Genomic DNA, 14,212 nt, shown 5'->3' with positions numbered 1-14,212 from the left:
ACAAGCAATAGCTAGATGGTTGTTAGTAAATCCAGTTGCAGCATTAAGGGAATTCTTTATGTAAACGAAATTATTGCAAAAAGAAGGCTGCCGGTGAATTTCACCGACAGTCCTTCTCTTCCAAGCAGTATACTCCTCACTCCTATTCGCTGGACAGCTCCTTGAGCGATTTGACTTTACCATGGGGATGCTGTTCTTGCTTTCGTGACTTCCAGGCTGCTTCTTTCCTTTTCTTCTGGTGAGCCATAACAGATATCCTCCTTTGGAAATTGTGATGTATACTACTTTCTTAAGTTGTCATTTCTCAGCTCTGTTCATTCATAAAACTAAATTCGTTGGATTTTTGTAATAATTCAGGGGTTCCAAACCGTTTCAAAGGAATAGCTGGGAGCATGGCTTCATGTATTCTGGGTTTACTGGAGATTGCATTAATTGAGCAAACGGAGCTAACTCAAGCGCTGCGCTGGGAACAATTTTAAAAAACAGCCGATTTCTCCTTAACATACTAGAAATCGGCCCTTTGCCTTCCGAAAAGAGGATTTAGTACATATAATACAACACAAATAATCAGAAATATCGGTGATGCGCCCGAAAGATTGGAAGGTGTGTAAGAAGACTACTTATCGGCTGAACCGCTAGTTTCCGAGAAATAGTTATGTAAGTGATATAAAAAATATTATTATGTTCATACATTAGCTGTTATTGTAACTTCCTAAAGGACATGTTTTTTAAGAGACTATGAAGAACTTGCATTCTCCATAGTCCTGTTTAACGAACTAATGATCAATTATTCAGCAAATGATGCAAGTGAACTGCCTTCCCACATTTCCCCCTTATTCAGTGTCCAACCATCATTATAAAGATTGTAGGCACCTTTATTAGCTGCGGGGCTCCATCCCTCATCCCAAGCTAAGAAATAAATGGTTTTCGGATATTTTTCTTTAATGGCATTGATAAATAAAGAATAATCCATACTACCATTGGTTGCCTGCGGACCGACTTCTGTGAAAGCAAAAGGCTTATCAAGAGCTGTTAACTCGTCATATCCTTGAATCGAATAAGGATCTGAGAAATAAGCGTCTAATCCAACAATATCAACATATGAAGATCCAGGGTAAAAGTCTGTCTTAAAGTTTCGGTTGGCGTCTGGTGCGTATACCCATATCAGGTTGTCCAGTCCTCTTGTATCGGTCATATAATGATAGACTTTTTTATAAAGCTGTTTATATAAAGTGATACGTTCGCTGTCCTCTTGGTTATAATCGGTAAGTCCCCACCAGAACCATTCTCCATTCATTTCGTGAAGAGGTCTGAAAAGAACAGGAACACCTTCATCTTCTAACTGCTGAAGGCCATCGGCAATTTTACTTAACATAGCGTCTAATCGCTGGCCCTCTTCAGTTGATGAGTCTAGGATTCTTTCATACTGACTGTTTGAGATTGGGGTTTTATAATTTCCAGAGTTAAACGCAGGGTTAGCCAGATGCATACTGATCTGAGGTATACCTCCGTTCTTCCAATGAGAGATTAAATCGGTGTTACAACTATAATCGATCGAATCGGCAATATTAGAAGTCTCCATCCATCCTCTTGAATAATCACAGCCATACACGGCAGGGGACTGCCCTGTTGCATTTTTAATTCGATTAGCTTCGGTCATAGAAAATGACGCATTTGTGTACCCGCCGAATGCTCCTGACACTACGCGATTTTCCGATGACAGATTAGCGAGCCAGTTCATCACTTCCTTGGTTGTGGCTTGTCCATTAGGATTCGCCGTATGTGCAGATGCTGTCTGTGAGAAAGTCGAAGCGATTAACAGAATAAGTAAGAAGTAAATCATTCCATATTTTTTGTGCATAACAAAACCTCCATTTTTTAATTCTCGTTTTCATAATTAACAGAATCCCCAATATTTTTATGTACCACCTCCTCTCTAAAGGAACGGCTGGTCGATTTTTACCATCGTATTCAATTAATTGATTTCACTGTTGATATTTCTCCCTATGACACTTCTGATTGAAAGCTACATTATTTTTCATTCTAGCGAGTTGATACCAGTTCCTTATAAAATTTGACTTTTACAAATAAAAGCACCTCAATTATATCGACCTCAAATGAATAGATTAAAATAGTTCTAAAAGAGCAAAAAAATAATTCTTATAACAACTAGAATTCAACTTCATAAAGAATATTAGAGATAAGAATATGCTTAAAGTAATATCTTTTCATTCTTATGAAAATATTTTTTTCAAATTATTGTTATTATGGTGCTATATAGAAGACTGTATGCCCGCACATTTGACACGCCATATTATAAAAAGCAAAACAAATAAATAGCGGCTAACCAACGTCTATCAAAATAAGTTGATTACATCTGAAGGCTTAGCGTAGATGTTCGCAAAACAAAAAAGCCGCCAAAATGGCGACTTCTTATGCGTATATGTTGTTGTCTCTCCTTGCAGTGCTGAAGTCTGCACCTGTGTTCCATCAACTTATTGTTCCTGGTTAGCTTTTATTCTTCTACTTCAACAATGATGTTAACCATAGATGCATCGTGATTTTTAATGCGAAGTGGTGCTGTGAAAGCAGATAAGAGCTTTTTACCAATTAATGGTGCAGGGTTTATGTCTTCGTAAATGAGCATTGTCGGCTCTTCATATTTTTCATGGTCTAAGAAGGCATGGTGAACAAAATAGCCGTTTTTTTGGGCTTCTTCCAGATTTTCAATGCTCATGGTATCAATGGCCACAGCTTTGCAGTTCGGCAAATTTTTACGGATGAATTCCGCTGCTTTGGGAGAGACGGCTGGGAAATTATTAGCGTATTTCTCAAAATCCGTATCTCGGTGTTTCCAATAGCTTGTATTAAAGATGAGAATATCCGCTTCATGCAGCTCTTCATATTCCTGAAGCTTTTCAATGGTAATAAAGCCGTTCGGATCAAGAGGACAATCAATTAATAGCGGTTTTCGATAGATGAATTCTTCAATCGGAACAGCATCTATTCCCTTACCGTTATTTAAATGATGCCACGGTGCATCGACATGGGTGCCGACATGAAGATACATACTTAACACACTTCCATTCCAGGCATCCCCTTTGTCCAAACGCTCTCTAGGCTCTAACTTCACTTCTGGCAATCCTGGATAAACAGGCATTCCTTCATATATTGGGTAACCGATTTCAACGTATTTTGACATACTAAGACGCTCCTGTAATTTAGTTTTAAGAATCCATTATAGGGGATATTCGCCTAATGTGTAGCTTCCGAAAAGTATAAGCGGAGTACAAACAGACAAACTGATAAAAAGACCATATCCCTACAGGTCAACTCCCTCATTTTAATTTATATTTTATATTCAATCGCCCTATCTTTCCTGAAATCATACGACCACTTCTCCTTGATTGATTGCCTTTTAAGAAAGATAATATAAAAATAATAAACGATTATCCTAAGATATTAAATATCATAATCCCAAATATATGATGTCAATATCACTTAATCATAAAAATACACCCTCGCAAACATAAAGTGCGTGAGTGTATTTTTATGATTAAGCAGATCATTGTTCTATTATAATCCGTGTATGAACTTACTTATTTAAAATAGGTATCTCTCCAAGCAGATTCTTTAAGTTAATAGAATCCCATGGCATATGCTCCGTTATACCTAATCCAACTACATCTGTTTCTTCAGATAGTTCTTTAATCAGATTAAGTAGCTGAGGCATTTGCATTGTTCCCGCAGGAGAAAAATTATAAGGTGCTTCAGGGTTGGCGAATAATAAAGAGCGAAATGCTTTTGGGTCAAGCACATCTAAATCAAGGTGAATAGCTAGGTGCTTAATGCCACTTTCTTTAATCCACTCTCTTATATATTCAGTACTATTCGTTAACTCTTTGGTTCCTGCAGTTTTAATTCCTAGTCTTTGAATCATTTCTGTGTCTGATTCTACAGGAGCTATATCTAGTCTTTGAAACGCTTCTGAAATGACTTCTGTTTCTTGTTCTGTAGGAGCCGCTAATCCCGCGATAAAGACATTTTCAGGTTTTAGTGGGATTTTCACATGTTTTGCGAACTCCTCATCTCCTTCTCCCAAAAGATTTCCGAGCGGTAATGTATGACCGTTATCATAGCCCACATATCTAACTAAATCACTGTGAGCATCGATCCAAATTAAACCTAATTCCCCACCGTATCGTTCGTTCAAATAGGCAAATGGAGCTTGTTCCACTAAGCAGTCACCACCAAACATTACAATGCGATCTGGCTTATGAGCATCAATGATATGCTGAGCAGCCTCTAACTGTTCAAGTAGCTGTTTTCTCCCATTCATACCGTTTTCGTTTTCAAGCGGAGTACCCTTATAAGCTTGAACTGGAACATGAATAAGGGGTTGTTCATTATCCGGAGCTAGCCAAGCAAGCAGTTCGGCTCCAAAAGAGTAATTAGGATTGTTTCCCCCTTGCCATTGTGGCATTAACAAGCGTATTGTTTTTTTAGTCATGTTTTTCTCTCCTTTACTTCAAAAGTAAGGTTAGTATAAACTGAACACAAATAAAAACGTAGTACGCACTATTTTGATAGGTACTACCCGAAAGGATAGTGTAAACATGAGTATGACTGAATTTAAAGGTAAAGTTAAAAATATTCAAGATACACCTTTTGGTTATACAGTTTCATTGATTGGTGGTAAATGGAAAATGGTTATTATTTATCTCCTAGCCGAAAACCGAACAGTTCGCTTTAATGATCTGAAAAGACAGATAGGGGCTATTACTTATAAAACATTGAGTTCACAACTAAAAGAATTGGAAGCGGATGGTCTGGTGAATCGAAAAGAATATCCTCAAGTCCCCCCTAAAGTCGAGTACAGTCTCACAGATAAAGCAGAAACGCTATTACCTGTTTTGGAAGGGTTATGTGAGTGGGGAACAAAAAACCAAAATAATTAAATCCAGTTTTCTACTAAAAATCCTGTGTGCGAAAAGTTGTCCTGTTTTCCAACACTGCTATCCCAAGTTAAACTTTATGGTTAACAGCAGTGACACTTTGTTTATTTAGCTCTAAATGCTGAAGATGCCGTATTCATATACTTCCTCTTATTCTCCAACCGAAGAGGAAAGGCGGCCTTCCATAATGGCTCTGAGTTGTTCGGTCGGCATCTTCGGTTATCTATCATGCGTCAGCAGAACGTTGATTCCCTGTTCCAACTCCGTCAGCTGTGTGTAACAAAAGTCTTGTACGACAGGTGAATGCAGCAATGACTGGACAACATCATGCAGCCGTTCTAGAAATTTAATTATCTTTTCAAGCCAGATTTATCTCCCGAATCACTTCAAGCGGAACCTTCGGTTCTCGGTCTTCCGTCAACAATCCGTTGACTTCCTGCTGTACATCAGTTACCTGTGTATAGCAATAGCCCGAGAGATAGGGGGTCGCTTTAATTGCTCCGGTGATTGCACGGAAACGTTCGATAAAAGCTTCGACTGAATCCACCTGGTTTCCGTATCCCCAGCCCTTGTCTGTCTGGAAGGCAATGCCGCCGAATTCGCTTATGATAATTGGCTGTCCCCGGTAGGCATATCCTTCTGCAAAGGCATATTTCCAATTGTTAAAGGAGATTCTGTTGTTTACGATGCTTTCCTTGTCCTGATATCGCTCCAAAAACTCTTCGCCCGTCTCCACATAATCATGAAGGGTTAAAATATCCGAGACTGTATGCTCCCATCCGTCATTGGTAATCACCGGACGATACGGATCAATCGTCTTCGTCAGATGATAGATGGTTTGCGTGAACTGCTGCTGCCTTACATCATGTCCAATGGTCGATATGCCCCACGATTCATTGAACGGGACCCAAGTTATGATGCTTGGATGATTGTACTGCTGCGGCACGATTTCCAGCCATTCCTTCGTAAAGCGGCTAACCGCCTGATCATTGAACTCAAAGGTCGACGCCATTTCCGACCAGACGAGCATGCCTTTCACATCACACCAATATAAAAAGCGAGGGTCTTCCAACTTCATATGTTTACGAACCCCGTTATATCCCATCGCGGCTATTTTATCGATATCTTCGATAAGAGCTTCTTCAGACGGCGGAGTCAGATGTGTTTCCGGCCAGTAGCCCTGATCCAGAATCAGCCGCTGGTAAAGAGGGCCATTATTCAATAGAACCTGTCCGTTTTCAATCGATATTTTCCGCATGCCAAAATAAGAATACACCCTGTCGCACTGTTTCTCATCCTCATACAGAATAATCTCTACATCGAACAAGTTTGGCGATTCCGGTGACCACAAGCACTGCTTCCATGGACCACCGGCTTCATGAAATACATGGACCTCTACCGTTATCCAGGGCCTGTCGGCAGATAAGCTGACCTTATTCACATGCTGTCCTTTCAGCGTAATCCGTGTCTCTAGGCGTAAATTATCTTTACCCTCGATACCCATGAGCTGAAAGTCAAAGCGGATCATATGACGGTCGATATCCGGTGTTATCTTGACCTCATTGATTCTTACCTCATTCACATATTCAATCCACACACTTTTCCAGATTCCGGTGCTCTGTACATAAAAGCATTCAAAGTTTTGATCCACCCAACGCTGCTTTCCCCGGGGCTGCGTGCAGCTCTGACTATCCTCCACTTTAAGCACGATGCTATTCTCCGAGTCGTAAGTGATATAGGGTGTGATGTCGAAAGAAAACGCAGCATAACCTCCTTCATGCTCACCAGCCATAATTCCGTTCACCCAGCATTTCGCTTTATAATCTACACCCTGAAAATGTAGAATTGTCCTTTTCGCTATTGCCTCCTGCGGGACCTTCACGCTCCTGCAGTACCAGACCACCGGATGGAAGGTTTCGACTCCGATCCCGCTTGCCTTGGTTTCATAAGTAAAAGGTACGAGGATTTTGGTTTCCTTCGGAAAATGATGATACCATTGCTCGCTTTCACCCACTTTGCCGTCGTCGAAGGCGAAATCCCACTCCCCATTCAAATCCAGCCACTCTTTGCGGACAAATTGCGGCCTTGGATAATTTTTGATATAAGCGTTTGTAGTCATACAGTTTCCACCTATCCTTTGATATATATTTAGTCACCTTAGCCTGATGACTTTACAGTGTATTGCTATCATCTGTAGGTCCAATCGTCATCCTTTGCTTCCGCTTCGAAATAAAAACAATAAAATCAATTTGTTACACTATTATTGTATCTTTAGGGGATTATATAGCGATGCATTTTTAATGTCAACGCTTTCAAGTTAATTTTATGTAACTAATAAACTGAATAAGGCTTTAGCTACAGAGAAGCACCTGCAACTAAAGCCTATCCATTTCACCAATATCTCAATCCATGACATAATTCACAGTCATTTTGATATTTTGATCATAATCTCCAAATTGCTTTCCGAACAGGTTGAGCCCACCTTGATGCACCGCATCTGGCTTAATTCCGATCCGCAAACGCAACTTGTGGCTGTTTTGCAGGTTGAGCTGATCCAGTGTAACCGAGGAAACCTTCTCCATATCCAGCGCAGTCTTCTCTTTATCTACTCGCCAGGTCTTGAGCAACCCATACTGGGTAGACCACTCATACCACCAGGTAGGATTCAGCTTGCCGCGCCTGTCTCCAAAATCACCGGGACACGTCCACATGCCAATCTCCACGCCATTAACCCACAAGGAAATATCAGAAGGCCAATTGTTGTCATAGTTTGGTGCTTCAGAACACATTTCCATCGATAGCTCAAGCGATTCTATTCGCGCTCCTGCCGGTATTTCGAGCGGCATTAAATACTCGACATAGCCCTTGCGGAACCATATCATCTGGGCTCCGATATGCTTCGGGTGGAAAAAACTCGCCGGTTCGTCCTCGCGTATGATCATCCCGTCTGCATTGGCCATACCGCACGTCGGTGAAACCTCACAATCGCTATAATGACCGATCGGCATGTCCACTTCGTAGATCTGTACATCCCCTTTGGGTACTGCTTTTTCAAGATTTAGTGCAATATGAATGTCATCATAATTGCGGCTACACATCTTCATCGCGCCGCGTGAGGCAGGCAGCAGCTCTGTATTAATCAGTCTAGCAGCCTCCAGAACCTTGATATTGTTGGCTACCGTAGACACCGGAAGTTGAAGAGCTTCCGCTATTTCTACAATATTAAGGTTTTTAGAAATCAAGAGGCGGAGAATATCAACTCGGGAACGGGTGGATAAAGCATGCGTAACCGTTACCAGCTTGTCTGGATCATCAAAACTAAGCTCAAGCATTGCATCACCCATCTCAATTTACTGTGATTATATTACAATAAGTTTACTTGTATGCCTTGAATGAGTCAATAAACTTGTATTAAATTATTAATTTTGTATTAAATACCGATCGTGTCCGATTTCTCTGGTTCAAGAACCTATAGGAAAGACAGCGATTATTGGGCCGAACCCTGTACACAAAAGCAACACGTTATTCCCTTGCTTTATGCAATAAAAAGCCACTGATCATCGGATTAAGATCAGCGGCTGATGCTCTCTTCATTTTAAACTTTCTTTAATACCCATACTCCAAACGGTTCCAAAGGTACGGTACCAGTAAGCCTGCTACCGGAAAGGAGTTCCTCCGTCTCAACACTCAGTTTAACCTGAGCCGTTTCTCCGCTGTAATTCAGTAGAAATACCAGCTCTTCTTGTACATCCGCACGAATAGCGACTTCTACCGTCGAAGGAGCTTTGCACCACCCGGCAATCGGAGATGTCACCGGCAGCTGTCTTAGGAGCTCAGCCGCTAACGCTAAGTCAAAAGCTGCACCCCAATAGTAGACCAGTCCCTTGCCGACACGGTTGACGGTCAAGGCCGGTTTCCCTTCATAGTAGCTTGATGCGTACTCTGCGAGTACTTCTACCGTATCAGCATGAACATTCAATATATCGTTGAAGCTTGGAGCCCAAAAATCAAGAGCTTGATCCTTAAATCGCACCGATACAGGTGATGCCGTCCCATTTATCATCGTAAAGTCCTCTACGTGAACGCCGCTCATTGCGGCTGCAGGGCCTGGGAGTGGCTGCATGCGGCAGTGACCGAACTCATTCTTATAACCGGTGCGGCAGCCGAAGATCAGGATGCCCCCATCCTCTACATATTTCTGTAACATAGCTGCCGTACTGTCTCGTAGGATCGCCGGATGCGTGTATACCAGCACCTTGTAATTGGCCAGTTCCCGCAGCTGTTCTGATTCCATACCCGGACGTATTGTAACCATATCCGAAGGTATATGTCCATACTGCAGTGCCTTGTACCAGCCGAGCTCACTTTGCTTTGTCAAGGGACCATACCATTTATCCAACTCGCCATCCCACTCGTTATCATAGTCACGAAGTAGAGCAACCTCTGCCACGTAACGTTTGCCAAGAATCCGCCCTCCAACCTTTTGCAGCTCCTTACCGACGCGGCCTGCTTCTGCGACCCGACGATTCGGCTGATTGTGATAATCATTAATTCCATGCCAGTACATTTCCGTACCAAACGTTGCCGTTCTCCAGCGGAAATACAAAATCATGTCTGCCCCGTGAGCAATGCTTTGGTAGGTCCACAATCGCATCTGCCCCGGGCGCGGAGTTGGCATTTCCATCCTGTTCACCCATCCTCCTGGACCGGATTGCTGCTCCATCACGCAGAAATTTGGTGACATCCCTCTGACGTTACTTAAAGAAAGCCCCCACTTGCGATCCAGCAATGGCTTCTCCCCTTGGTCCGGATAAATGGTACTGAATTGAGGGTAAGAATCGTACGAGAAAAAATCAAGTAGTTGTTCCGTCATCCTATGGCTATCCAAATGCCCGAATACACCGTTGGTTGTCACCCACTGATTAGGCGCTACTGACCGAAGTATGTCCACTTGTAGCTTGGCAAACGAAATGGTGTTATCGGATATAAATCGCTTCTCGTCCAAAGCCTGATGAGGATTCGTTGACCCGGATACGGTCGGACGAGTTAGATGGACCTGCTTCCAGCTGTCATAAGTTTGATTCCAGAATACAGCACCCCAGGCCTTGTTGAGTTGCTCCAACGTACCGTATTTTGCCTCTAGCCAGCGCCGGAAAGCCTGATGATCTGCCTCGGCATAGAAGACGTTTATCTCGCAGTTCAATTCATTATCAATTTGCCACCCAATGATGGCCGGATGATCTTTGTAATGTTGTGCCATCTCTCTTGTAATACGTGCGCAAAGCTCCAAATAAACGGGACTGCTGTAGTTATAATGCCGACGCTGACCGTGTTGGAACGTGACCCCTTCCATGGATACGTTCAGCACCTCGGGATACTTATAAGTAAGCCATGCCGGTGGCGTAGCTGTTGGTGTGCCCATGATCACTTGAATCCCGTTCGCGTCTGCCTGCTCCAAGAAACGGTCAAACAGCGTGAATTCGAACTTTCCTTCCTCCGGCTCGAAGATCGACCAAGCAAATTCTCCAATCCGAATGATGCTGAAGCCCAGTTCCTTCATTCTTATGAGATCGTCCGACCACAACGATTCGTCCCAGTGCTCAGGATAATAACAAGCTCCCAAATGGAAGCGATCTAAAGATAAGGATTTCGGCATGCTCCAATTCTCCTTCAGTAGAAATGATAGTACAAAAATGTGATTCTCTGATAATCGTATCTATTGTAATATAAGAATAAAAGGATTAGAATAACTCGATTTTGCTAATTGAATTACTTTTTTGCTAACTTACTCAAGGAGATGGATACATGATTAAAATAGATTGTTATCTTCCTTCGCCCATTCTAAATAAAGGTATGCTGTTTCCCGAATCGTTAGGGCGTTACAAGAACTTCCCCAATCATGGGGAGCGAAGGAATGCAGGATTACTGAAAGAATACAATTTACATATCATTTTTACAGGCAAAGGCGTTATTGTGCATGATGGGAAGGAAATCGAGCTTACCCCTGGCATGGGCTTTCTTTTCGGCAAGCATACGACGCAGCAATATCGAACTAAACCCGAGGATCCCTGGGATGTCCGATGGATTCATTTTGACGGGCAGGATGTAGATTCGCTATTACAAGGTCGAAGCATGCACGAACCGTATCTGTTCTCGCTCCACCGGCCAGAACGTTTAAAACCGCTGATGGAAGAAATGTTGCAACTTGCCCAAACTTACCGTCACGACTATGATGTACGGATCTCTTCCCTGCTTTACGAAGTCCTTCTGGAGATCGTCCATCATTCCCACCAAATTTTCGGCACCTCTCCCGGCGGCACCGTCCATGAGAGGATTCGTCATACGGCGGAATATATTCGTATGCATTGTCGAAACATGCTCGATTTGAAGACAATGGCTGCGACGTCAGGTTATAGCTCCTTTCATTTTAGCCGACTCTTCCATCAGATCATGGGTAGTACTCCAGCTCAATATTTGCTCCAATGCCGAATAACGCTGGCCAAACATTTCCTTGTATCCACGGCACTCACTGTAAAGCAGATTGCACTGGAAACCGGCTTTCATCAAAGCAGCTATTTTATCAAGAGGTTTCGAGAGCATACAGGCATCACGCCGGAGCAGTTTCGCCAGCTGAGAAGGATGGGTTAGTACAAACCAAAACTCCTTCAATAGCTGGGCGTGTGTGGCAGCGTACAAATCGAAATTACAAATTTTGCAGTTGAATACAAGAATAAGCGGCCGCTTAGGACGTTTTGTTAACATGTCCTACGCTACCGCTTCTGTTAATGTTTTTTATTTCGCTTATATTTGGGATTAATTTGTCTGTTTGGATATCGCTTCGAAATATTCTACAACTACCTCACGGAATTCCAGAGCAGCCCGCGAAATATACCGACTCCTGTGCCATAATAAAGCAATCTCCCGTACCAGCTCGTGATTTTCTACTTGGAGATATTTAAGATGTTCCCGTGAATTCCTTGCCGTGCTTGGTATGAAGGCTATGCCAATTTCAGCTTCCACAAGAGTACTAAGCCTTGCAGGTTCATCCCCCTCATACACATATTTAGGTACAAATCCTTCCGATTTGCATACAGAGTCCACTAAATCGCGAGTACCGTAGCCTCTCTTTACACCGACAAACCATTCATCCCTTAGATCTGTCAACGTTACACTGCTTCGATCTGCCAGCCGATGCCCCTTTGGAACAGCTACAAGAATTGGGTCGATAAACACGATTTGGCATTCGATGTCATCTCCCTCTATTGGAGGTGAGGACAAGCAAAAATCGACCTCGCCTCTATGAAGAAGCGTTACCATTTCCTGCGTGGTCAGCATTTGCACATGAAATTGAATATAGGGTCGCTTTTTTCGAAACTCTCGAAGGATATTGGGTAATGTGCTAGCGGTAGTCACCGCCAATTCGAGAGTGCCATGATCCGGGCTGGATAAATCACTAAGCTCCTGCTTCCCCTGCTCCAATTCAAATAAAGCCCTCTCTGCACGGTGAAGGAATCTGCTTCCGAACTCATTCAATCGCAGTTTCCTCCCTGTTCGATCGAATAGAGGAACCCCCAGATCTTCCTCCAGGCGCTGAATCGTTTTGCTCAGCGACGATTGAGTAACGTGCAGACTTCGTGCAGCTTCGGTCACATGTTCCAAACGAGCTACCGTCAGAAAATATTGCAGTTGAAGAAGTTCCATTATGATCCTCCATTCATTCCCCCAAGTCAATGAGATTATAACATCAAATGCGTTGGAATAAATAATCGGTTTCAAGTACGATGACATTAATTCGCTATGGGGGGACCAGAAATGAGCGTTCGCAGCTGGTGGTTAATGATTTCAGTTGGTCTAGGGATACTATTGAACCCATTAAATTCTTCTATGGTTTCTGTTGCTATTCCAAGTCTGCAAAATGTGTTCCAGCTTGACTTTACAGGTGTTTCCTGGATTATTTTTTCTTTCTACATTGCAAGTAGCATCGCTCAACCTGTCATGGGAAAAGCCAGCGATTTATTCGGTCGTAGAAAGATATTTCTTACAGGGCTTGTTGTAGCCTTCATTGCATCATTATTGGCTCCATTATCACCAAATTTCGGGTGGCTCATCGTGTTCCGCATTGTGCAATCCATCGGAACAAGCATGATGGTTGGGGTTGGAATGGCTATTGTTCGAATTCATATTACAGAGAAACAAGCAACTGCGCTGTCTGTTTTGTCTATATTCCTATCTGGAGCAGCAGCAATTGGCCCCTTTATTGGCGGGGTCTTGATTCATTGGTGGAATTGGCCTGCTATCTTTATCATCAATATTCCGTTTGTGGTGGCCAGCTTTGTATTGGCTTGGAGGAATATTCCTAAGGATGAACTGCCAACATCCGTAGCACGCAACATGTCCTTTCGTAAATGGTTTGAATTGATTGATGCATCAGGGATTCTACTCTTCACAGTGGCTTTGGTTACCCTGCTCGTCGGATTACTCTCAGCAAAATCATTTGGACATATCTCATTAGCAAATGTCATTGTCGGGCTGATAGGTCTCGTTGCACTGGGGATATTCGTACGACATGAGTTAAAAGCGACATCACCCTTTATTCCTTTACGTACATTCGCCAAGTACCCTGCAATGACTTGGGTGAATGTTGAATTCATGCTCGTTAATGTACTATATTACTCGCTCTTTTTCGGGCTTCCGTCCTACTTGCAAATGGTACGTCATGTCAGCGAGTTCCAAACAGGCATTCTCATGCTAAGCTTAGGCTTGTGCTCGCTAATTACTTCTCCAATTGCAGGACAATGGATCGATAAATCAGGACCCAGACCCGCATTGTTGGCTTCCGCAATTCTGATGACATTAGGGTCAGTGTGGCTCGTGACATTGAATCCAACTTCACCGGTTATCAGCGTGTGTTTGGCTTTAGCTGCATTCGGAATTAGCAACGGTTTGAACAATGTAGGTATGCAAGCAGCCCTGTTCCAAAGTTCTCCAAAAGAAATAATCGGTGTAGCATCCGGATTATTTAACACATCCAGATATCTGGGAACCATTATCTCTTCATTATTGATAGCTATCGTAATGGGAGGTACGTTTAGCTTCAAGGGGTTTCAAATGCTTGGGATTATCCTCACGGTAATTGCATTGTCTTTGGTATTCATGAGTCGGCGTCACCGGGAGTCAGCGCAATTGCATGAGTCGTAGGTTCACTAAGTTCATATCTCAAACCAGCGCGCGGCACCAATCATCATGCATCAAATGTC

General features: G+C 42.8%; 11 protein-coding genes. 3 read left to right on the top strand and 8 right to left on the bottom strand.

What is annotated here, in order from left to right; genetic code table 11:
- Positions 1-142 precede the first annotated feature (142 nt).
- The 4 genes from KAI37_RS12320 to KAI37_RS12305 all read right to left on the bottom strand — a co-directional run bounded on the left by KAI37_RS12320 (position 143) and on the right by KAI37_RS12305 (position 4,510).
- Positions 143-247, bottom strand: coding sequence for a DUF6254 family protein (locus KAI37_RS12320; RefSeq protein WP_023988604.1), 105 nt, complete (start codon positions 245-247; stop codon positions 143-145).
- A 540-nt stretch (positions 248-787) separates the two neighbouring features.
- The gene (locus KAI37_RS12315) at positions 788-1,843 is read right to left on the bottom strand and encodes a glycosyl hydrolase (protein ID WP_481856617.1); all 1,056 of its coding nucleotides are present in this window, start codon (positions 1,841-1,843) and stop codon (positions 788-790) included.
- Between the two features lie 672 nt (positions 1,844-2,515).
- The gene (locus KAI37_RS12310; RefSeq protein WP_220031374.1) at positions 2,516-3,202 is read right to left on the bottom strand and encodes a cyclase family protein; all 687 of its coding nucleotides are present in this window, start codon (positions 3,200-3,202) and stop codon (positions 2,516-2,518) included.
- 393 nt (positions 3,203-3,595) lie between these two features.
- Entirely contained in the window at positions 3,596-4,510 is a 915-nt protein-coding gene (locus KAI37_RS12305) for an arginase family protein (RefSeq protein ID WP_220031373.1), read from the bottom strand.
- 106 nt (positions 4,511-4,616) lie between these two features.
- Here KAI37_RS12305 and KAI37_RS12300 point away from each other — a divergent pair, with 106 nt between their 5' ends.
- On the top strand, positions 4,617-4,958 hold the full coding sequence (locus KAI37_RS12300; protein ID WP_076294731.1) for a winged helix-turn-helix transcriptional regulator: 342 nt from the start codon (positions 4,617-4,619) through the stop codon (positions 4,956-4,958).
- A 355-nt stretch (positions 4,959-5,313) separates the two neighbouring features.
- Here the strand turns inward: KAI37_RS12300 and KAI37_RS12295 are convergent, their stop codons facing one another.
- From KAI37_RS12295 to KAI37_RS12285, 3 genes are all read right to left on the bottom strand, one after another.
- Positions 5,314-7,074, bottom strand: a complete 1,761-nt coding sequence (locus tag KAI37_RS12295) for a glycoside hydrolase family 2 protein (protein ID WP_220031372.1) — start codon at positions 7,072-7,074, stop codon at positions 5,314-5,316.
- A 283-nt stretch (positions 7,075-7,357) separates the two neighbouring features.
- Entirely contained in the window at positions 7,358-8,287 is a 930-nt protein-coding gene (locus KAI37_RS12290) for an ArsR/SmtB family transcription factor (protein ID WP_076294729.1), read from the bottom strand.
- A gap of 263 nt (positions 8,288-8,550) precedes the next feature.
- A complete protein-coding gene (locus KAI37_RS12285; protein WP_220031371.1) occupies positions 8,551-10,611 on the bottom strand; it encodes a beta-galactosidase in 2,061 nt (686 codons plus the stop codon).
- A gap of 149 nt (positions 10,612-10,760) precedes the next feature.
- Here KAI37_RS12285 and KAI37_RS12280 point away from each other — a divergent pair, with 149 nt between their 5' ends.
- The gene (locus KAI37_RS12280; RefSeq protein ID WP_220031370.1) at positions 10,761-11,603 is read left to right on the top strand and encodes an AraC family transcriptional regulator; all 843 of its coding nucleotides are present in this window, start codon (positions 10,761-10,763) and stop codon (positions 11,601-11,603) included.
- A gap of 165 nt (positions 11,604-11,768) precedes the next feature.
- Here the strand turns inward: KAI37_RS12280 and KAI37_RS12275 are convergent, their stop codons facing one another.
- Positions 11,769-12,656 carry a LysR family transcriptional regulator gene (locus KAI37_RS12275; protein ID WP_025723687.1) on the bottom strand — a complete coding sequence of 296 codons (888 nt, stop codon included), beginning with the start codon at positions 12,654-12,656 and terminating at the stop codon, positions 11,769-11,771.
- Positions 12,657-12,767: 111 nt separating this feature from the next.
- On the opposite strand from KAI37_RS12275, the gene KAI37_RS12270 reads away from it, so the two are divergent.
- Complete coding sequence (locus KAI37_RS12270) at positions 12,768-14,153, top strand: MFS transporter (RefSeq protein ID WP_076294727.1); 1,386 nt, start codon at positions 12,768-12,770, stop codon at positions 14,151-14,153.
- Positions 14,154-14,212 lie beyond the last annotated feature (59 nt).

The organism is Paenibacillus sp. S25 (genome assembly GCF_019454085.1).
Taxonomy (GTDB): Bacteria; Bacillota; Bacilli; order Paenibacillales; family Paenibacillaceae; genus Paenibacillus; species Paenibacillus polymyxa_B.
The sequence above is the reverse complement of the archived record's forward strand: the minus strand, read 5'-3'. Positions and strand labels throughout refer to the sequence as shown.

Bases quoted from the DNA above. Each gene is read 5' to 3' on its own strand.
- KAI37_RS12295 (WP_220031372.1), bottom strand. From the start codon at position 7,074: ATGACTACAAACGCTTATATCAAAAATTATCCAAGGCCGCAATTTGTC.
- KAI37_RS12275 (WP_025723687.1), bottom strand. From the start codon at position 12,656: ATGGAACTTCTTCAACTGCAATATTTTCTGACGGTAGCTCGTTTGGAA.
- KAI37_RS12280 (WP_220031370.1), top strand. From the start codon at position 10,761: ATGATTAAAATAGATTGTTATCTTCCTTCGCCCATTCTAAATAAAGGT.
- KAI37_RS12300 (WP_076294731.1), top strand. From the start codon at position 4,617: ATGAGTATGACTGAATTTAAAGGTAAAGTTAAAAATATTCAAGATACA.
- KAI37_RS12320 (WP_023988604.1), bottom strand. From the start codon at position 247: ATGGCTCACCAGAAGAAAAGGAAAGAAGCAGCCTGGAAGTCACGAAAG.
- KAI37_RS12315 (WP_481856617.1), bottom strand. From the start codon at position 1,843: ATGATTTACTTCTTACTTATTCTGTTAATCGCTTCGACTTTCTCACAG.
- KAI37_RS12310 (WP_220031374.1), bottom strand. From the start codon at position 3,202: ATGTCAAAATACGTTGAAATCGGTTACCCAATATATGAAGGAATGCCT.
- KAI37_RS12305 (WP_220031373.1), bottom strand. From the start codon at position 4,510: ATGACTAAAAAAACAATACGCTTGTTAATGCCACAATGGCAAGGGGGA.
- KAI37_RS12270 (WP_076294727.1), top strand. From the start codon at position 12,768: ATGAGCGTTCGCAGCTGGTGGTTAATGATTTCAGTTGGTCTAGGGATA.
- KAI37_RS12290 (WP_076294729.1), bottom strand. From the start codon at position 8,287: ATGCTTGAGCTTAGTTTTGATGATCCAGACAAGCTGGTAACGGTTACG.
- KAI37_RS12285 (WP_220031371.1), bottom strand. From the start codon at position 10,611: ATGCCGAAATCCTTATCTTTAGATCGCTTCCATTTGGGAGCTTGTTAT.